The sequence below is a fragment of the Mesorhizobium sp. WSM4817 genome, assembly GCF_055811135.1.
Genome location: NZ_JBVVQQ010000001.1, coordinates 166470 through 184059 on the forward strand (window position 1 = coordinate 166470; position 17590 = coordinate 184059).

General features: G+C 63.9%; 19 protein-coding genes and 1 pseudogene. 5 read left to right on the forward strand and 15 right to left on the reverse strand.

The features are described from left to right. Nucleotides 1-194: 194 nt before the first annotated feature. On the reverse strand, nt 195-539 hold the full coding sequence (locus AC0L2K_RS00780) for a hypothetical protein (RefSeq protein WP_473530349.1): 345 nt from the start codon (nt 537-539) through the stop codon (nt 195-197). Between the two features lie 228 nt (nt 540-767). Here AC0L2K_RS00780 and AC0L2K_RS00785 point away from each other — a divergent pair, with 228 nt between their 5' ends. Continuing rightward, nucleotides 768-1142, forward strand: a complete 375-nt coding sequence (locus AC0L2K_RS00785; protein ID WP_473530350.1) for a hypothetical protein — start codon at nt 768-770, stop codon at nt 1140-1142. Here AC0L2K_RS00785 and AC0L2K_RS00790 read toward each other — a convergent pair. Together AC0L2K_RS00790 and AC0L2K_RS00795 are read right to left on the reverse strand one after the other, a co-directional pair. Continuing rightward, nucleotides 1126-2346: a GGDEF domain-containing protein gene (locus AC0L2K_RS00790; protein ID WP_473530351.1), complete on the reverse strand. Its 1221-nt coding sequence runs from the start codon at nt 2344-2346 to the stop codon at nt 1126-1128. The two genes, AC0L2K_RS00785 and AC0L2K_RS00790, sit on opposite strands and share 17 nt — an antisense overlap. Before the next feature lie 76 nt (nt 2347-2422). Further along, nucleotides 2423-2639 (reverse strand): annotated as a pseudogene (locus AC0L2K_RS00795) (GGDEF domain-containing protein); the annotation flags it as partial. Nucleotides 2640-2709: 70 nt separating this feature from the next. On the opposite strand from AC0L2K_RS00795, the gene AC0L2K_RS00800 reads away from it, so the two are divergent. Further along, on the forward strand, nt 2710-3021 hold the full coding sequence (locus tag AC0L2K_RS00800) for a hypothetical protein (protein ID WP_027153728.1): 312 nt from the start codon (nt 2710-2712) through the stop codon (nt 3019-3021). 70 nt (nt 3022-3091) lie between these two features. Here the strand turns inward: AC0L2K_RS00800 and leuC are convergent, their stop codons facing one another. The 5 genes from leuC to rplS all read right to left on the reverse strand — a co-directional run bounded on the left by leuC (nt 3092) and on the right by rplS (nt 8131). After that, nucleotides 3092-4501 carry a 3-isopropylmalate dehydratase large subunit gene (gene leuC, locus AC0L2K_RS00805; RefSeq protein WP_027153727.1) on the reverse strand — a complete coding sequence of 470 codons (1410 nt, stop codon included), beginning with the start codon at nt 4499-4501 and terminating at the stop codon, nt 3092-3094. Between the two features lie 277 nt (nt 4502-4778). After that, nucleotides 4779-5414: a class I SAM-dependent DNA methyltransferase gene (locus tag AC0L2K_RS00810; RefSeq protein WP_473530352.1), complete on the reverse strand. Its 636-nt coding sequence runs from the start codon at nt 5412-5414 to the stop codon at nt 4779-4781. Between the two features lie 57 nt (nt 5415-5471). Beyond that, nucleotides 5472-6287, reverse strand: a complete 816-nt coding sequence (locus tag AC0L2K_RS00815) for an amino acid ABC transporter permease (protein ID WP_128187213.1) — start codon at nt 6285-6287, stop codon at nt 5472-5474. A 250-nt stretch (nt 6288-6537) separates the two neighbouring features. Further along, a complete protein-coding gene (locus tag AC0L2K_RS00820; RefSeq protein ID WP_023800590.1) occupies nt 6538-7335 on the reverse strand; it encodes a transporter substrate-binding domain-containing protein in 798 nt (265 codons plus the stop codon). 256 nt (nt 7336-7591) lie between these two features. After that, nucleotides 7592-8131, reverse strand: coding sequence for a 50S ribosomal protein L19 (gene rplS, locus AC0L2K_RS00825; RefSeq protein WP_023800592.1), 540 nt, complete (start codon nt 8129-8131; stop codon nt 7592-7594). Nucleotides 8132-8464: 333 nt separating this feature from the next. Between rplS and AC0L2K_RS00830 the strand changes: the two genes are divergently transcribed. Further along, on the forward strand, nt 8465-9217 hold the full coding sequence (locus tag AC0L2K_RS00830) for a sulfite exporter TauE/SafE family protein (RefSeq protein ID WP_128170449.1): 753 nt from the start codon (nt 8465-8467) through the stop codon (nt 9215-9217). On the opposite strand, the gene trmD is transcribed toward AC0L2K_RS00830, so the two are convergent. Together trmD and rimM are read right to left on the reverse strand one after the other, a co-directional pair. Then, entirely contained in the window at nt 9199-9897 is a 699-nt protein-coding gene (trmD, locus tag AC0L2K_RS00835; protein ID WP_023800593.1) for a tRNA (guanosine(37)-N1)-methyltransferase TrmD, read from the reverse strand. The genes AC0L2K_RS00830 and trmD overlap by 19 nt on opposite strands. After that, on the reverse strand, nt 9894-10493 hold the full coding sequence (rimM, locus tag AC0L2K_RS00840) for a ribosome maturation factor RimM (RefSeq protein WP_023800594.1): 600 nt from the start codon (nt 10491-10493) through the stop codon (nt 9894-9896). Before rimM ends, trmD begins: the two co-directional genes overlap by 4 nt. A 132-nt stretch (nt 10494-10625) precedes the next feature. Here rimM and AC0L2K_RS00845 point away from each other — a divergent pair, with 132 nt between their 5' ends. Next, nucleotides 10626-11564 (forward strand): tyrosine recombinase XerC, encoded by a 939-nt coding sequence (locus AC0L2K_RS00845; RefSeq protein WP_128170450.1) that lies wholly within the window; start codon nt 10626-10628, stop codon nt 11562-11564. Between the two features lie 114 nt (nt 11565-11678). Further along, nucleotides 11679-12761 (forward strand): TraB/GumN family protein, encoded by a 1083-nt coding sequence (locus AC0L2K_RS00850; protein ID WP_473530353.1) that lies wholly within the window; start codon nt 11679-11681, stop codon nt 12759-12761. Nucleotides 12762-13119: 358 nt separating this feature from the next. Here the strand turns inward: AC0L2K_RS00850 and AC0L2K_RS00855 are convergent, their stop codons facing one another. The 5 genes from AC0L2K_RS00855 to odhB all read right to left on the reverse strand — a co-directional run bounded on the left by AC0L2K_RS00855 (nt 13120) and on the right by odhB (nt 17548). Continuing rightward, nucleotides 13120-13362 (reverse strand): hypothetical protein, encoded by a 243-nt coding sequence (locus AC0L2K_RS00855; protein WP_287343411.1) that lies wholly within the window; start codon nt 13360-13362, stop codon nt 13120-13122. A gap of 124 nt (nt 13363-13486) precedes the next feature. Further along, nucleotides 13487-14893: a dihydrolipoyl dehydrogenase gene (lpdA, locus tag AC0L2K_RS00860; protein WP_023803371.1), complete on the reverse strand. Its 1407-nt coding sequence runs from the start codon at nt 14891-14893 to the stop codon at nt 13487-13489. A 38-nt stretch (nt 14894-14931) separates the two neighbouring features. After that, nucleotides 14932-15687 (reverse strand): SDR family oxidoreductase, encoded by a 756-nt coding sequence (locus AC0L2K_RS00865; protein ID WP_128170452.1) that lies wholly within the window; start codon nt 15685-15687, stop codon nt 14932-14934. Then, the gene (locus AC0L2K_RS00870) at nt 15684-16172 is read right to left on the reverse strand and encodes a hypothetical protein (RefSeq protein ID WP_287259436.1); all 489 of its coding nucleotides are present in this window, start codon (nt 16170-16172) and stop codon (nt 15684-15686) included. The genes AC0L2K_RS00865 and AC0L2K_RS00870 overlap by 4 nt, the downstream gene beginning before the upstream one ends. A gap of 68 nt (nt 16173-16240) precedes the next feature. Beyond that, on the reverse strand, nt 16241-17548 hold the full coding sequence (odhB, locus tag AC0L2K_RS00875) for a 2-oxoglutarate dehydrogenase complex dihydrolipoyllysine-residue succinyltransferase (RefSeq protein ID WP_128170454.1): 1308 nt from the start codon (nt 17546-17548) through the stop codon (nt 16241-16243). Nucleotides 17549-17590: the final 42 nt, after the last annotated feature.

Below are 17590 nucleotides of genomic sequence, written 5' to 3' on the forward strand. Positions count from 1 at the left end.
GCCGGCGCAATGTTCGCTGCGGTGCGGTATGTGGTTTCGATCCTGCGGCTGGGGGCATGTTGAGATTCAGGTCAGGCCGTGGCGAAAACAGTGGTTCCGAGAACCGGAACGGAGCGTACTTTTGGGTACGTGAGTACCGGAAGCGCAGGAAACCACTGTTTGCAGACCGGCCTCACCTGAATATCGGCATGCCCCTAGCGCTTGCAGGTCAGCGGCGTCCTCCCGCCCTTCATCACCAGCGCGTCGCGCCCGTCGATCACGATTGCGTCATGCGCCACGCCGAAGCGGCTGTTTTGATTGGCTGGCGAGGCCGGCAGGTCCTCGCTGGCGCCGTCCGGGCCAAGCACCCGCACCGAGGTGCCGAGATTTTCGACGGTGATCCTGGCGCCATCGGCGCAAGTGTAGGTCGCGGTGCGCGGCTGCGGTGAATCGGCGAGCGGATTTCCGGCCTTCGGCGCATTGGTCTGAGACACGCAGGCTATTGTGGTCAGCAATGGACAAAGGGCCAGCGTCACCCGAAACGTCCGGCCTAACGCCATGTGCTGTCTCCCTACACGTCAATCCAGCCGCGATGCTTTGCCAAGATCACCGATGTCGCGCTCGGCGCCGGCCGCGATGGTGATGGCAAGCATGGCCGAAAGATGGCCGCGGATATTAACCATGTTTGCCGAGAACTGGCGGCCAGCAGGGCTGGCCTCTTAACAATGGTTAAGAAAAGGTTAATTTGTGATTCGAGCAAGACTCGGCCTCTGACAAATGGGGACGCCATGCGTTCGAATTCAGCCAGATCGCGCCTTCCGGCGCCCGTCTCGATGGCCGTCGTCCTGGTGGCGGTGGCCATCGGCTTCGCATTCGCAGCGCCGGCACGCGCCGGGACGCGCGACCGCGTCTATGCCGATTCCTTCGGCAACCTCGTCATCGAGAGCGCCGCCGGCTACAAGCGCATCCTCGTTGGCGAGGGCGAATTGGCCAAGGAAATGTCGGATTACGTCGGCGCCGGCCGGCCCAAAATCGTCTATCAAGACGAACCGGACGATGTCAGCAGCCACGACTGCTACAGGCCGCCGGTTTTCGTCAAGGGCCGCAGCTATATGTACGGGCTTTCCGACGGTGAGATGCCGGAGCTTAGCCCCTGCCGCTAATCTTCGGCCCGGCATTGGCGACAGCCGGCTGCCGGGCGGCGATTGATCCTATCGAGATCCGCACGCAATTGCGTCCGCTGCCCTTCGCTTGGTAGAGCGCTTCGTCGGCGCGCCGCAGCAGGTCGGAAAAATTCTCAGTCGGGTGGAGCTCGGCAACGCCGAAGCTGGCGGTGCAACGATGGTTCGCCGGCAGACGGTCGATCGGCAACGCCCCGAAAGCGCTGCGCGTGCCTTCGGCGAAGAGCCGCGCGGCGGCGAGGTTGGTTCCCGGCAGGATGATGGCGAATTCCTCACCACCGATGCGGCCGGCGACGTGATGCTCGGCGGCCGCATCACGCAGGAAGCCGGCAAAGGCCTCGATGACCCGGTCGCCGGATGCGTGGCCGAAACTGTCGTTGATGCTCTTGAAATGGTCGAGGTCAGCGATGACCAGCGCGACCGGAATTCCCCTGCGCACGGCGTCACGCATCGCGAGTTCGGCATGACGCTCGAAGCCGCCTCGGTTGAGCAGCCTCGACAGCGTGTCCGTCTCCGACTTCGACGTCGCTTCGGCGAGCACGTCGCGGACCAGTATGATCAGGATGAGAAGCGCGATTGTCATGCCAAACACCGTGCCGAGCGATTGCGACACCAGAGCGTAATTGCTCTGCAGATAGGCCTGCGGATTGGCTCCCCAGCCGCCCAATGCATGAGCGATGAACGGCTTGCTCACGAATTGCAGGGCGCTGGCTGCCAGTACGGCGATCAGCGCATGGTCGAGCCAGTCGCGTCTTTGCCTGGACGACCAGACGATGCCGACGCCGACGAACTGCATGGCGGCATAGGGAAGCTGGTAGGCCATCATGCGGGCAAGCGACTGGCGCGGCAGATCCTGCACGAAATACACGGCCATGGTGGCCGCCAACAGGAAGACGAGCATCGGCGCCCACGGCGGCGCCACGCCGTATTTATGGGCAAGCCCGCCATTGAAGGCGATGGTGGCACCCAGGAAAACGGCGAAGCCCGCGACGACTGCGGGTCGCGCATTGTCGAAGAGCGGAATGCTGAACTCGATGGCGAAATAGGCCATCCCGAGCAGATAACCGAAGACCAGCCAGCGAGCCGACGCGCGCGCCACATCATAAAACGAGATGATCATCAAGGCAGCCGCCAGTAGGCCGGCGACGAGCAGGTTGATTGCAAGAATGAACTCTGCGCCGCCCATGTGGTTCTATCACTCCCAGCGACAGCAAATCACGAACGGGCGAAAAAGACGTTAACGTGGCCCCAGGCGCAGATGATCAGCCGGCTTTGAGCGGTTCCACTACGAGCACCGTTTCCGACCGTTCATAGGCAGGCCGTTCATCAGATAGCCGCACGCTGTCGCGGCCGTTCCTTTTGGCCCTGTAAAGCGCCTCGTTGGCGCGGCGCATCAGCGGCTCCAGCCCTTCCTCGCCGGTTCGGGCCGCCACCCCGAAGCTCGCGTTTACTTCTTGTGCCGGGCGAAAGCCCATCGACGCCACGAAGCTGCTGCACGGAACTTGAACCCGCGACCGGCGTTTTCCGGCAGCAACCAGGAGACACTTTCATGGCCGATACGATCATGCTGACCGACCACGAGGCAATTCGCTCATGGGCCGCGGCGCGCGCTGGATTTCCGGCAATCGTCGACGTGTCGCCCGAAACAGGTACGCAAGCTATGCTGAGGCTGGTCTTCGGCCAGCATGCCTATCAGGACCTGGATGAGGCCGAACGCCCGGTCAACGCGGGCGGCTACGAACTGGTCGAATGGGACGAATGGTTCAAGCTGTTCGACGAACGGCAGCTGGCCCTGGTGGTCGCCGCGGAGCAACCCGGTCGGCGTGAGCAATTCCATGAGATCGTGAGGCGCCCGGGGTGAAGAAAACCCGAACCGCATCGCGGTTCGGGGTTCTCGCATATCGTCAAATACGGACTGTGGCAGCCCCGAGTTATTTCCACTCGCGGATGTCGACGAAATGGCCGGCGATCGCCGCCGCCGCCGCCATCGCCGGCGACACCAGATGGGTGCGGCCCTTAAAACCCTGGCGGCCCTCGAAATTGCGGTTCGAGGTCGAGGCGCAGCGCTCATGCGGCTTCAGCCGGTCGTCGTTCATGGCAAGGCACATCGAGCAGCCCGGCTCGCGCCAGTCGAAGCCGGCGGCGACAAAGATCTTGTCGAGACCTTCGGCCTCCGCCTGCTCCTTGACCAGACCGGAGCCCGGCACGATCATCGCATCGACGTGAGGGCTGACTTTCTTGCCCTCGACCACCTTGGCGACAGCGCGGAGATCCTCGATGCGGCCGTTGGTGCAGGAGCCGATGAAGACGCGGTCGAGCGCGATATCGGTGATCTTGGTGCCTGGGGTCAGGCCCATATAGTCGAGCGCGCGCTGCTTGGACGTACGCTTGTTCTCATCGGTGATATCGTCTGGGTTCGGCACGATGCCCTGGACCGAGACGACGTCCTCGGGCGAGGAGCCCCAGGAGACGATCGGCGGCAGTTTCGCCGCGTCGAGCACGACCACCTTGTCGAAATGCGCGCCCTCGTCGGACTGCAGCGTCTTCCAGTAGGCGAGCGCGGCGTCCCATGCCTCGCCCTTCGGCGCGCGCGGCTTGTCCTTGACATAGGCGAAGGTCGTCTCGTCAGGCGCGATCAGGCCGGCCCGGGCGCCGCCCTCGATCGACATGTTGCAGATGGTCATGCGGCCTTCCATGGACAGCGCGCGGATCGCTTCGCCGGCATATTCGATGACGTAGCCGGTGCCGCCGGCAGTGCCGATCTCGCCGATGATCGCCAAAATAATGTCCTTGGCGGTGACGCCTTCCGGCAGCACGCCGTCGACGCGCACCAGCATGTTCTTGGCCTTGCGCTGGATCAGCGTCTGCGTGGCCAGCACATGCTCGACTTCCGACGTGCCGATGCCGTGCGCCAACGCGCCGAAAGCACCATGCGTCGAGGTGTGGCTGTCGCCGCAGACGATGGTCATGCCGGGCAGCGTAAAACCCTGCTCCGGGCCGATGATGTGGACGATGCCCTGGCGGATATCCTTCTCGGAATAGTATTCGACGCCAAAATCCTTGGCGTTCCTGGCCAGCGCCTCGACCTGGATGCGGCTTTCCTCGTTCTTGATGCCGAACTTGCGCTCGGGCGAGGTCGACACATTGTGATCGACCACGGCCAGCGTCTTTTCCGGATGGCGGACCTTTCTGCCGGTCATGCGCAGGCCTTCGAAAGCTTGCGGGCTGGTCACTTCATGGACGAGGTGACGATCGATATAGAGCAGGCAGGTGCCATCGTCCTGGCGGTCGACGACATGGTCGTCGAATATCTTGTCGTAGAGGGTGCGCGGTGCGCTCATGTGCGTAAATCCGTGGATATGAAAATGGGAAGTGACTGGCGCCGGCTAGCCGGCGAACACGGCCTAGCGAAATCGGCTGGTCAGAGCGCCGGAAACGCGCGCCGAGAATCGCGACGGCAGGCGTTTTCTGTCCTGCAGCACAAAACCCTTGTAAGCCGGATCGCCAAAAAGCTGTTCCATGGCGTGGCTCATATCAATGTTTTGACTTTTCGGCAATTGCGGCTGCCTGGCGCGGCTCTGCCTTCTCCCCTTGTTGTGGGAGAAGGAAGAAGGCGCTTCAAACCACCTCGAACACAAATGTCTTCACCAGCGCCTCGGGCTCGGCGATCGCGTAGCAGCGGAACCACGGGCTTTCTTCGACCGGCCGCCATTTTTTCGCCTGTTCCAGTTCGTGGAACGTCGCCTGAAACCCGCCGCTCGCAAAAACCTGGTCGCGAACGGTGAAGATGGCGTGGCCGCCCTTCCTGGTGATGCGCACCAGTTCATGCAGGCCGGAGGCCGGTGCATGGCTGATGGTGAACACACCGGTCGAGAAGAAGGCGCGGAAATGCCCATCCGGCCAAGGCAGCGGATCGCCGAGCATCGCCTGTTTCAGCTCGCTGTAAGCCTGCCGGCTGCCGGCGATTTTCAGCATTTCAGCCGACAGGTCGAGCCCGGCGATGTCCTCATAGCCCAGCGCCTTGAGCGACGGTCCTGACAGGCCGGTGCCGCAGCCGGCGTCGAGCAGCGGCCCCTCGCCTGACGGCACATGGCGCGCCACCCAGGCGGCGACCAGGAACGGCAGGAGGTAGCCGAGCGCGGCGGTTTCGCTGTCATAGGTCGCAGCCCAGGCAGCGTAGGCCTTGGCAAGCGCTTCCGGCGTGTCGGCCGTATAGACCGCATCCAGCGCCGCATTGGCTTTGTCGATGTTCATGGAACTGACCCCCAAAAACGTATTGGCCGCAATCGTAGCGCCGCCTTCGCCTGCCGGTTACTGCTCATGCTGGCGGCGCAGCCGCTTCTCCAGCGCCCGCAAGGCCAGCGACAGGCCGACCGTCAGGATGAGATAGATATAGGCGACGATCGAATAGGTCTCGAAGAAGCGGAACGAGCCGGCTGCATAGATCTTGCCCATCTGGGTGATGTCGGCGACGCCGAGCACCGAGACCAGCGAGGAATCCTTGACCATGGCGACGAAATCATTGCCGAGCGGCGGCAGGATGGTGCGGATCGCCTGCGGAAAGACGATCAGCCGAAAACGCTGGGTGCGCGTCAACCCCAGCGCCTTCGCGGCCTCGATCTGGCCCTTCTCGACCGCCTCGATGCCGGCGCGGAAGACCTCCGAGATGAAGGCCGAATAGCCGATGGTCAGCGCCATGATGGCGCGCCATAGCAACGATACGTCGCGTATCATTAGCTCGCCGAACAGGCCGGCGCTTTGCAGCGGCGCCGTCAGCGCGTTCCATCCCGCGACGAAGGCCGGCGCGCCGGCGAAGGCGATCCAGAACAACAGCACCAGCATTGGCACGCCGCGAATGATCTCGACATAGAAGCGAGCGATCTGGCGCAGCCAGCGCGACCCCGACAGGCCCATCAGCGCAATGCCGAGCCCGATCGCCGAGGCCAGCGCGAAGGCGACCATTGTGACGAACACGGTGATGCCGATGCCCTTGGCAACGGTTGCGAAAACCTGGGCATAGAGGTCGCTTGCGGCGATGAAGATAGCCGCTGCCAGGGCGAGCGCCGCGGCCACGGCGAGCCACCAGGGGAAGTCGGACTTGGCGGTTGAAGATGCGGGCGTTGCCATCAGGGCGCGCCGACGAACCAATGTCGCGCCAGGCCACCCCCCTCTGGCCTGCCGGCCATCTCCCCCTCAAGGGGGGAGATCGGCAGCCTTGACGTCGCCGCCCATTCTGCAACGCTGAAAATTGGCGAAAGCCGATGCGAAAGCCAATCTCCCCCCTTGAGGGGGAGATGTCCGGCAGGCCAGAGGGGGGTGCACGGGCGCAGAGTCAGCGCGAGTTCCTGCGCGTCCCGCAACGTCCGCGACAAAAGTCCTACTGCCCCATCTTGTAATCAAGGAACCATTTCTTGTTGAGCGCGTCGAGTGTGCCGTCGGCCTTCAGCGCGGCGATGGCTGCGTTGACCGGTTTCACCAGATCCGAGCCTTTCGGAAAAATAAAGCCGAAATCCTCGGTGCCGAGTGGTCCGCCGATCAGCTTCAGCCCGCCATTGGACGCCTCGACATAGCCCTTGCCGGCAGTGCCGTCGGTCAGCACGACATCGACGTCGCCGGTCTTCAGCGCCTGCACCGTGGCGCCGAACGTCTCGAAAAGTTTTATGCGCGGGTTCTGCTCATTGCCGTCGAGGACGCTGTAGACAGCGGTGTAGAACGGCGTGGTGCCGGCTTGCGCACCAATCAACCCGTCCTTGAAAGCGCCGAGCGTCTTGGCGTCGGTGAAGCGCTTCTCGTCGCCGCGCACCAGCATGAACTGTTCCGAGCGCATATAGGGGTCGGAGAAATCCACCTTCTGCTTGCGATCGTCCTTGATGGTGATGCCGGTCATGCCGATGTTGTACTGGTTGTCGGAAACCGCCTGGATCATCGCGTCCCAGGAGGTGTTCTGGTACTCGACCTGGAAATTCAGCCGCTTGGCGATCTCGTTCATCGCGTCATATTCCCAGCCGATCTGCTTGCCGGTTTTGGCGTCGATGAACTGCAGCGGCGGATAGGCGTTTTCCGTCACCACCACCACCTTCTTGCCGCCGAGATCGGGCAGCGCCTGCGCCAGGGCGGCGACGGGCGCAAGTACCAGAGCCAACAGGCCGGCCAACAGCAGTTTCGATTTGATCATGGTACACCCCGAGCATTTGAACGGCCTCGACATGGTCGAGGCTTGCAGGAAATCCGGCGCCGACTTTAGCTTTCCGCAGGCGCCTTGCAAGCCGGCTTGATGCGGCTTCGCGCGAAAATGGATTCCATGCTTTCACGGCATTACGGAACGATCCGTTTCGATTGCGCACCGGCGGCCCGGCAAAATCGAAACCCATTCCGCGAGGCAAAAAAGGCGGCCGAAGCCGCCTTTCCGAAACATGGTTTTTGAATTCGCCTTATTCGGCGGCAGCGGCTTCCTCGGCCTTGGCGGCCTCGTCGGCGGCCTTCTTCTCGGCGGCTTCCTGCGCGGCCTTCTCGGCGGCCAGCGCCTGGGCGGCTGCCACCTTCTCGGCCTCGATGCGGGCCTTCTCGGCGTTCAGCGCATCGCGCTCCTCATCGTTCAGCTTGCGGGCGCGCACGCCGGTGTTTTCCGAAATGCGGGCCGACTTGCCGCGACGATCGCGCAGGTAATAGAGTTTGGCGCGGCGCACCTTGCCGCGGCGCACGATCTCGACGCCCTCGACCATCGGCGAAAAGACCGGGAACACGCGCTCCACGCCTTCGCCGTAGGAAATCTTGCGAACGGTGAAATTCTCCTGGAAACCGGCGCCGGCGCGGGCGATGACGACGCCCTCATAGGCCTGGACGCGGGTGCGGGTGCCTTCGGTCACGCGGACCTGGACGCGTACGGTGTCGCCGGGCTGGAATTCGGGAAGCTTGCGCTTGGCTTCGATCTTGGCGGCCTGTTCGGCCTCGAGCTGACGGAGGATATCCATCTCTACAAATCCACTTCTTGTTCTTCCGACAGTCAGAGCGTCCGACACTCGCCTTGCAGTTCCATTGACCGCTCGGCTATGCCCTTTGTTCGAGAACATCTGGGTTCGAGAACATCGGGCAGGGGCGACTACACCGTCATTGTTGACGGGTCCGGCAGATTTTCTCCCGGTTCGGCGCGCACATACAGCTATTTCGACGCTTTGTCACGCCTTTGCCGCGTTCTTTTTTGGTCGTTGGTCAACGTCGCAATCTTCCGGCACAGGGGTTGCGTTGAAGGCCCAAGCTTTTTAAGTCGGGCAGAACGTGACTTTCCTCCGGCGGCAACACCCTCCATGCCAGTTCTCGATGCGGCCCTGCTCTTTTTCGCGGGCTTTCTCTCAGGTGCCGTCAACGCCATAGCCGGCGGCGGGACATTCATAACCTTCGGCGCCATGTCGCTGGTCGGCTTGCCGCCGATCGTCGCCAACGCCACCTCGTCGCTGACGCAATTTCCCGGCTACATCACCTCGACGCTCGCCTACTGGTCCGACATCAAGCATTTCTGGCGCACCGCGTTGCTGCTCGGCCTTATCTCGGTTTTTGGCGCGCTGGCCGGTGCGCTCATCCTTCTGGCGCTCGACAATCCGTCGTTCCGCGTCCTGGTGCCCTGGCTGCTGCTCGCGGCAACCGCGCTGTTCGCCGCCGGGCCGTGGCTGAAGCCGGCGCCCAAGCCGGGCCGTCAGGTCGCGATGGGTTCGCTGGTCGGTTCCCTGGCGCAGTTCGCCACCGCCGTCTATGGCGGCTTCTTCGGCGCCGGCATGGGCGTCATGATGCTGGCGACGCTCGGCCTCACCCAGGCCGGCGACTATCACCGCCTCAACGCGCTGAAGAACCTGCTGGCCGTGGTCATCGCGGCAGTAGCCATCCTGGTCTTCGTCTCCGGCGACGTCATCGCCTGGCGGCAGGCGATCGTCATGATACCGGGCGGCGCGCTGGGCGGCTATGCCGGCGTCTGGATCGCCAAGCGCGTGCCGCAAATTGCCGTGCGTGGCTTCGTCGTCGGGGTCGGCGTGTTTCTTGCCTTCTATTACTTCACCAAGGGCTGAGCGGCCAACAGGTCCGGCCGCCGCTCTTTCGTCAATCTTTCCGATTCGGCGCGTCGCCACGCGGCGATCTTCTGATGATTGCCCGAGGTGAGAACCTCGGGGATTTGCCGGCCCTCGAATTCCTGCGGACGCGTGTAGTGCGGATGTTCGAGCAGGCCGTTTTCAAAGCTCTCTTCATCGCCCGACACCGTATTGCCCATCACGCCGGGCAACAGCCGCACCACGGCGTCGAGCAGCACCAGCGCTGCCGGCTCGCCGCCGGAGAGGATGAAGTCGCCGACCGAGACCTCCTCCAGCCCCCGCGCATCAATCACCCGCTGGTCGACGCCTTCGAAGCGTCCGCAGACGATCACCGCGCCCGGCCCCGCGGCCAGTTCGCGCACACGCACCTGCGTCAGCGGTTTTCCACGCGGGCTCATCAGCAGCCGTGGCCGTGGATCGCCCGGTGGCGAGCTATGGTCGATCGCCTTGGCCAGAACGTCGGCGCGCATCACCATGCCGGCGCCGCCGCCGGCCGGCGTGTCGTCGACGGTGCGATGGCGATCGGTGGCGAAATCGCGGATCTGGATTGCTTCCAGCGACCATGTGCCGGCCTCCAGCGCCCGGCCGGCCAGCGACACGCCGAGTGCACCGGGAAACATTTCGGGATAGAGCGTCAGCACCGAGGCGGAAAAACTCACCGGTTGCCCCCGGCGTCCTTCGGCCCGCGCGGCCTGCCCTTCGGGTCGAAACCATCGCTGCCAGGAGCATCGCTGTCTTCGTCATCGATCAAGCCCGCCGCCGCCGGATCGATGCGGACGAAACCGTCCTTGATCGACACGTCAGGAACGGCAGCCTGCGTGAACGGGATCAGCACGCCTTTGCGCCCCGCCAATATCACGTCGAGGATATCGCCACCGCCGAAATTATGCACGGCGACGACCTTGCCGATGTCAGCACCGGTATCGTCCCGGACCGCCAGCCCGACGAGATCGGCATGATAGAACTCGTCCTCTTCGCCGTCGTCCGGCAGCATCGAGCGGTCGACGAATAATTCCGTGCCGGCGAGCGCCTCGGCAGCGTTTCGGTCGCTGATACCTTTGAAGCGCACCACCACGACGTTATTGGCCGGCCTGATGTCGACGATCTGGAAGGCGCGGCCGTCCCTGGCATAGAGCGGCCCGTAGTCGGCCAGCGCCAGCGGATCGCCGGTGAAGGTTTTCACGCGCAATTCGCCCTTGATGCCATGGGCGGCGCCGATCACGGCCATCTGGACAGGGTTTTGCGGTTTGGTCATCGGTGGAAAAATCCTTTGCCTTGCTCTAGCTCCACGCTCTTGTCATTTCAATGACGCGGCTCTTCACCGCTTCCTAACCCGGCTGCCGGAAGATCGCCCGGAAATGGAAGAGCGGCATATCGGAAGAGCGCAATGCAGGAATTCCTCATCCCGGCCAAGCCAGACCTTCAGGCGGCCCGCGAAAGCTGGCTCAAGATGCTGGCGCGCGAGCGCCGGCTGTCGCCGGAAACCGTGGAAGCCTATGAGCGCGACACGCGCCAGTTCCTGCACTTCCTGACCGGCCATTGCGGCGGCTCGCCCGGCATCTCGGATATCGCCGCTCTGCGCCCGGCCGATCTGCGCGGCTTTCTCGCTGCCCGCCGCGCCGGGGGCGCCGGCGCCCGCACGCTCGGGCGGGGGCTCGCCGGCATCCGCTCGCTGCTGCGCTTTCTGGAGCGGCGCGGCCTCGTCAATGCGGCGGGTGCTGCGGCACTGCGCGCGCCACGGCAGCCGAAGTCGCTGCCCAAGCCGCTGACGGCCAGCGATGCGAAACACGTCGTTTCGGTGGAAGGCCAGCTGGCGGAGGAACCCTGGATCGCCTCCCGCAACGCCGCCGTGCTGACGCTGCTCTACGGCTCGGGCCTGCGCATTTCCGAGGCGCTCGGCCTGTCCGGCGCCGATCTGTCGTCGCCTGATGAAACGGTGCTGCGCGTCACCGGCAAGGGCGGCAAGACGCGGCTGGTGCCGGTGCTGCCGGTCGCGCTGCGGGCGATCGCCCAGTACCGGCGGCTCTGCCCCTATCATCTCGATCCGAAGGGCCTGCTGTTTCGCGGCGCCCGCGGCGGGCCGCTCAACCCGGCTATCGTCCAGCGCGACATGGCCAAGCTACGCTCGGCGCTCAATCTGCCGGACACCGCCACGCCGCATGCGTTGCGCCATTCCTTCGCCACACACCTGCTTGGGCGCGGCGGCGATCTGCGCACCATCCAGGAACTCTTGGGCCACGCCAGCCTGTCGACGACGCAGATCTATACCGGCGTCGACACTGCGAGGCTGCTCGAAATTTATGAAGCGGCCCACCCGCGGGCGTAGCCGACGCATGATTTCGCAAAGTTGCAGCCAGGATATGCGCCGTGGAACGATGTCCGAGACAATTTTGCCGCGCCGGTTAACCGTTTCGCCGTTCTTTGTCTCTAAAAGCGAGCCATGAAACGCGTCCTTGCCATCGCCGACCGCACGGCCTTTGCTTCGCTAAAGCTGCTCGTCGCGCTGAACGTCCTGTTCTTCCTCACTTTCCTCGTCGTCGCGCTGCTCGCCGCCGGCAAGGCGCGCGCTGAAACCCCAAGGGCTGAAACCCAGGTCTGCGCCGGCGCCGACATGCTGTCGGCCTTACAGAAGGACGACCCGGCCGCCTACCGCAAGATCGAGACGGAAGCGGCAGCGACACCGAACGGCAAGGGCCTGTTGTGGAAACTGGAAAAGGCGGGCGAAAGACCGTCCTTCCTGTTCGGCACCATGCACATGACCGACCCGCGCGTGACCACGCTGCCGCCCGCCGCGCAAAAGGCCTTTGACGCCGCCGACACTGTCGTCATCGAGACCACGGAAGTGGTCGACAAGCAGAAGATGATGGCGGCGTTCCTGAAAGAGCCCGAACTGATGATGTTCACCGACAGCACCACGCTGTCCTCGCTGCTGTCGCCGGAGGATGCGGCGGCGGTGAACAAGGCGCTCGACGCGCGCGGCATTCCACCGGCGAGCGTTGCCAAGATGAAGCCTTGGATGCTGTCGACCATGGTCGCGCTCCCGGCCTGTGAACTGGCCCGCCAGGCCGGCGGCACGCCGGTGCTCGACATCAAGCTTGCAGAGGACGCCAAAGCCTCAGGCAAGGCGGTCGATGGGTTGGAGACGGTCGCCGACCAGCTTCGCGCCATGGCCTCGCTGCCGCTTGCGTTTCACATGAAGGGCCTCGTCGACACGCTGAAGCTCGGCGACAGGGTGAACGACGTCAATGAAACCATGATCGTGCTTTACCAGCGCGGCGACACCGGCATGCTCTGGCCGCTGTTTCGTGCAGTCCTTCCCGGCGGCGAAGACGATTCGGCAAGCTATGCCGCCTTCGAGGAAATCATGATCACCAGCCGCAACAAGGTGATGATCGACCATGCCAAGCCGATCCTCGCCAAGGGCAACGTGTTCATGGCGGTCGGCGCCCTGCACCTGCCTGGCTCAGAGGGCCTGGTCGAGGATTTCCGCAGGGCCGGCTACACTGTCACCGCCGTCGACTAGTTGCACGGTTGAGTTGCGGGTCCGGCAAGGCGTGATTCGGGACGACGCTTTGCCCGAGTCGCCGGAGGTTTGTCTCCGTGCAGGACGGTCGAAAGGTCTAATTTGGCTCGATCACGGTGAGTTTTGCGAGTAAAGTGCTTGCAGACAAACGATTCTCGGCGAAGTATGCCCCGTCGTCGGCGTTTTCGATTCCTAGCGTGAAACCTGTTCAACGATTGCGCGTTGATGTGTGTTGATTGATACTTTTCATCCACGGAGGACACTTTTATGGCGAATCCAAACGACCCGTACACCACTCCGACCCCCCCTCCCAAGTCGGGTGGCGGCAGCACCGGCTGGCTGATTGCCCTGGTCGTCGTTATCCTGGCCATTGTCGCTTATTATATTTTTGGAACAAGCGGTGAGGCGCCAGAGCCTGGTGAACCGCCAGCTGCAACCACGCCGGCCCCGGCGCCAGCGCCCGCTGAACCGACGCCTGCCCCGGCCCCTGCAGAGCCTGCACCTGCCCCGGCGCCGGCAGAACCAGCGCCCGCTCCGGCGCCAGCAGAACCAGCGCCTGCTCCGGAGCCGGCTCCGGCTCCGGCACCCGCAGAGCCAGCACCTGCTCCGGCGCCCGCACCAGCCCCGCAGTGATCGGCTGCTGACTTCAAATACGAACGGCCCGCTGAAAAGCGGGCCGTTTTTGTTTGAGCCGTCAGATGGCTGCCGGAGTTCCTTGGGAAGGCCTACATGTGGATCGGCTTAAAGAAGGTCGCCAGTGCCGCTTCCTTCACCGCTTCCGACATCGTCGGATGGGCGTGGCAGGTGCGGGCAAGATCTTCCGACGAGCCGCCGAACTCCATCAGCACCGCCGCCTCGTGGATCATCTCGCCGGCGCCGAAGCCGACGATGTGGACGCCGAGCACGCGGTCGCTCTGCTTGTCCGCCAGGATCTTCACGAAGCCGTCGGTATGCAGCATGGCGCGCGCCCGGCCATTGGCGCTGAACGGAAACTTGCCGGCCTTGTAGTCGATGCCGGCCGACTTCAGCTCTTCCTCTGTTTTGCCCACCGAGGCGATTTCCGGACTGGTGTAGACGACGTTCGGGATCACCCCGTAATTCACATGGCCGGCCTGGCCGGCAATGATCTCGGCCACCGCCACGCCCTCGTCCTCGGCCTTGTGGGCGAGCATCGGCCCGGCGATGACGTCGCCGATGGCGTAGATGCCGGGGACATTGGTCGTGAGATGGCCGTCGGTCTTGACTCGGCCGCGCTCGTCGACCTCGACCCCGGCATCCTTCAGCCCGAGACTGTCCGAATAGGCCCGGCGTCCGGTCGCGATCAGCACCCCATCCGCCTCAACCGTCTCGGCCGCGCCGCCCTTGACCGGCTCGAAGGTGACGGTGGCGCCCTTTGTGGCCTTGGCGACACCGGTCACCTTGGCGCCGAGCCTGAATTCGATGCCTTGCTTGGACAGCATGCGCTGGAACTGTTTGGCGACCTCGCCGTCCATGCCGCCGAGAATGGTGTCGAGGAACTCAACGACGGTCACCTTGGCGCCGAGCCGCGCCCATACCGAGCCGAGCTCCAGCCCGATGACGCCGCCGCCGACCACCACCAGGTGGCCCGGCACCTTGCCCAGCGACAACGCGCCGGTCGACGACATGATTACCTTCTCGTCGATGTCGACCTTTACCCCCGGAATGCCGGCGACGTCGGAGCCGGTGGCGATGACGATGTTCCCGGTCTCGATCTCCTCGACCTTGCCGTCCTCGCCGGTCACCGACACTTTTCCGGCGGACAGGACCTTGCCGGTGCCGCGAAAGCTGTCGATCTTGTTCTTCTTGAACAGGAAGGCGACGCCGTTGACGTTGGACGCCACTGTCGCGTCCTTGTGCGCCATCATCTTTTCCAGATTGAGCTTCGGCTTGCTGATTTCGACGCCGAGTGTATCAAAGGAGTGGCCGGCCTCAGAAAAAATCTCGGAGGCATGCAGCAGCGCCTTGGACGGGATGCAGCCGATATTGAGGCAGGTGCCGCCGAAGGTCGGGTTCTTCTCGACCACCGCCGTTTTCAGGCCGAGCTGCGCCGCCTTGATGGCGCAGACATAGCCGCCTGGTCCCGATCCGATGATAACGACGTCATAAGCCATGATTTGTCCTTCTGGTCTGCACTCAGCCTTGGCTGGGATTAGCGGCCGCCGCCCACTTCCAAATTCGCGCCTGTCGTATAGGACGCCCCGTCCGACAGGAGCCAGAGAATTGCCGCGGCGACCTCTTCGGTGGTCCCCGCCCTTTGCATCGGCACGCCGTGACGCATCCTCTCGACGCGATCCGGCTGTCCGCCGGAGGCATGAATTTCGGTATCGACAATCCCTGGACTGACCGCGTTGACGCGAATGCCTTCGCCGGCTACCTCGCGCGCCAGGCCGATCGTGAAAGAATCGATCGCGCCCTTCGAGGCAGCGTAGTCGACATATTCGCCCGGCCCGCCAATTCTCGCTGCAATCGAGGAGACATTGACGATGGCGCCGCCGTTGCCGCCATGGCTGGTCGACATGCGCTTCACCGCTTCGCGGGCACAGAGCATGGGGCCAATGACGTTGATGCGCATCATGCGCTCCAGCCGTGCTCCGCTCATTTCGTCGACACGCGCCCTCTGGTCGACCACGCCAGCGTTGTTGACGAGCGCATCGAGCGGCCCGAAGACATGATCGATCCTCTCGAACATCGCCTGGATATCGGCCTCGCTGCCAACGTCGCCCTTGATGGCCAGCGCTTCGCCGCCGGCCTGTTCGATTGCCTCGACAAGCGCCGTGGCAGCAGCCTCATTCGATGCGTAGTTGATCGCAACACGGTATCCAGCCGTGACGGCAAGCCTGGATGTGGCAGCGCCGATGCCGCGGCCGCCGCCGGTCACCAGCAGCACTTTTTTGGCCGCGCTCATTCCTGACAGCCCCTCAACGAAAAAACATCCCACGGCACCTTTGAAAACCCGTTGGCGCCATAGGCGGTCGACCTCTGCAGCGACGGTCCGAGGTCGGGAAAGATCAGGGTCTTCGGAGCATCTACCCCTTCGGCCGGCAACAGAGCGATGTTGCCCTTGTCATCCGCACTGTAGACGACCCCCTCCCACAGCGTGCAGGCGGCGAGCTCGTCGCCGGTGACGTCGCCTGTCGGGCATTTGTACATCAGCGAACCATGCGGCCGCGCCACGCCTTGCGTCCACATGACGATCCCGTCGAGAACGACATCGTTATCGAGCACCATCTTGAAGGTGTTGGTGACGACAGCCGATCCCACGGTCGGCCTGAAATCGATCTCGGCCGCACTTTCGGCATCGCCATAGACGGCGAGTTCGAGCGGGCATGCGGCAAAGGCTGCCGATCCCGCCTGCGCAATGCCGGCCGCGAGCACAGCTGCGAAAAACATTCCGGAGTGCAAACGAGAGGAACTCATTCGGTGGCGCAGATCCATTCTCCGGCTCACCTCGACCGGGCCTAGAGATCGAGCACCAGCCGTTCCGGATCCTCCAGGCTTTCCTTGACCCGCACCAGGAAGGTCACCGCTTCCTTGCCGTCGACGATGCGGTGATCGTAGGAGAGCGCCAGATACATCATCGGCCGGATCACGATCTGGCCGCCGACCACCACCGGCCGCTCCTGGATCTTGTGCATGCCCAGAATGCCCGACTGCGGCGCGTTGAGGATCGGCGTCGACATCAGCGACCCGTAAACGCCGCCGTTGGAAATCGTAAACGTGCCGCCCTGCATGTCGGCGACCGACAGCTTGCCATCACGCGCGGCGATGCCCAGCCTGCCGATATCTTTCTCGATCTCGGCTATTCCCATCTGGTCGGCATCGCGCACGACAGGCACGACGAGGCCTTTTTCGGTGCCGACTGCGACGCCGATATGGGCGTAATTCTTGAAGATGATGTCGGTGCCGTCGATCTCGGCATTGACGGAAGGGATTTCCTTCAGCGCATGGGTGACGGCCTTGGTGAAGAAGCCCATGAAGCCCAGCTTCACGCCGTGCTTCTTCTCGAACACATCCTTGTATTTGGTCCTGAGCGCCATCACCGCGCTCATGTCCACCTCGTTGAAGGTGGTCAGCATGGCGGCGGTCGACTGCGCTTCCTTGAGGCGGCGGGCGATGGTCTGCCGCAGCTTGGTCATGCGCACCCGCTCTTCACGCGACGCGTCGTCGGCCGAGGACGGCGCACGGGCGGCGACCGGTGCAGGGGCCTTCGGCGTCTCGGAAGGCTGCGACGGAGCGCCCCTGGCGATCGCGTCGAGCACGTCGCCCTTGAGCACCTGGCCGCGCTTGCCGGAACCCGAGATCTGGTCGACCGCGAGATTGCTCTCGGCCAGCAGCTTCGCCGCCGCTGGCGCCGGCGGCATCGCGCGCGCCTCGATCGGCCCGGCATCGCCGGCGATCTTTGCGGTCTCGGCCGCGGCTTGCTTGACGGTGGCTGCGGCGGTCGGCGCCGAGGCCTGCGATACCGCGTCCTGCTTCGCTTCGGATGTTGACGGCTTCGCGGCTTCGGGTGCTGCCGCCTTTGCCCCGTTGCCCGCCGAAATCATGCCGAGCAAAGCACCGACTTCGACCGTCTCGCCTTCCTTGACGGCGATCTCGCTGAGCGTTCCTGCGGCCGCGGCCGGCACTTCGACCGTGACCTTGTCGGTTTCGAGCTCGACCAGCGGCTCGTCGGTGGCGATCGCGTCGCCCACCTTCTTGAACCATTTGCCGATGGTCGCCTCGGTGACGGATTCGCCAAGAGTGGGGACGCGGATTTCGGTAGCCATTGTGCCTGTCCGTTCTTCTGTCGGTTCTGTTCTATTCGCCGA

Coding starts and splice junctions, on each gene's coding strand:
- AC0L2K_RS00780 (WP_473530349.1), bottom strand. CDS start 539: ATGGCGTTAGGCCGGACGTTTCGGGTGACGCTGGCCCTTTGTCCATTG.
- AC0L2K_RS00785 (WP_473530350.1), top strand. CDS start 768: ATGCGTTCGAATTCAGCCAGATCGCGCCTTCCGGCGCCCGTCTCGATG.
- AC0L2K_RS00790 (WP_473530351.1), bottom strand. CDS start 2,346: ATGGGCGGCGCAGAGTTCATTCTTGCAATCAACCTGCTCGTCGCCGGC.
- AC0L2K_RS00800 (WP_027153728.1), top strand. CDS start 2,710: ATGGCCGATACGATCATGCTGACCGACCACGAGGCAATTCGCTCATGG.
- leuC (WP_027153727.1), bottom strand. CDS start 4,501: ATGAGCGCACCGCGCACCCTCTACGACAAGATATTCGACGACCATGTC.
- AC0L2K_RS00810 (WP_473530352.1), bottom strand. CDS start 5,414: ATGAACATCGACAAAGCCAATGCGGCGCTGGATGCGGTCTATACGGCC.
- AC0L2K_RS00815 (WP_128187213.1), bottom strand. CDS start 6,287: ATGGCAACGCCCGCATCTTCAACCGCCAAGTCCGACTTCCCCTGGTGG.
- AC0L2K_RS00820 (WP_023800590.1), bottom strand. CDS start 7,335: ATGATCAAATCGAAACTGCTGTTGGCCGGCCTGTTGGCTCTGGTACTT.
- rplS (WP_023800592.1), bottom strand. CDS start 8,131: ATGGATATCCTCCGTCAGCTCGAGGCCGAACAGGCCGCCAAGATCGAA.
- AC0L2K_RS00830 (WP_128170449.1), top strand. CDS start 8,465: ATGCCAGTTCTCGATGCGGCCCTGCTCTTTTTCGCGGGCTTTCTCTCA.
- rimM (WP_023800594.1), bottom strand. CDS start 10,493: ATGACCAAACCGCAAAACCCTGTCCAGATGGCCGTGATCGGCGCCGCC.
- AC0L2K_RS00845 (WP_128170450.1), top strand. CDS start 10,626: ATGCAGGAATTCCTCATCCCGGCCAAGCCAGACCTTCAGGCGGCCCGC.
- AC0L2K_RS00850 (WP_473530353.1), top strand. CDS start 11,679: ATGAAACGCGTCCTTGCCATCGCCGACCGCACGGCCTTTGCTTCGCTA.
- lpdA (WP_023803371.1), bottom strand. CDS start 14,893: ATGGCTTATGACGTCGTTATCATCGGATCGGGACCAGGCGGCTATGTC.
- AC0L2K_RS00865 (WP_128170452.1), bottom strand. CDS start 15,687: ATGAGCGCGGCCAAAAAAGTGCTGCTGGTGACCGGCGGCGGCCGCGGC.
- AC0L2K_RS00870 (WP_287259436.1), bottom strand. CDS start 16,172: ATGTTTTTCGCAGCTGTGCTCGCGGCCGGCATTGCGCAGGCGGGATCG.
- odhB (WP_128170454.1), bottom strand. CDS start 17,548: ATGGCTACCGAAATCCGCGTCCCCACTCTTGGCGAATCCGTCACCGAG.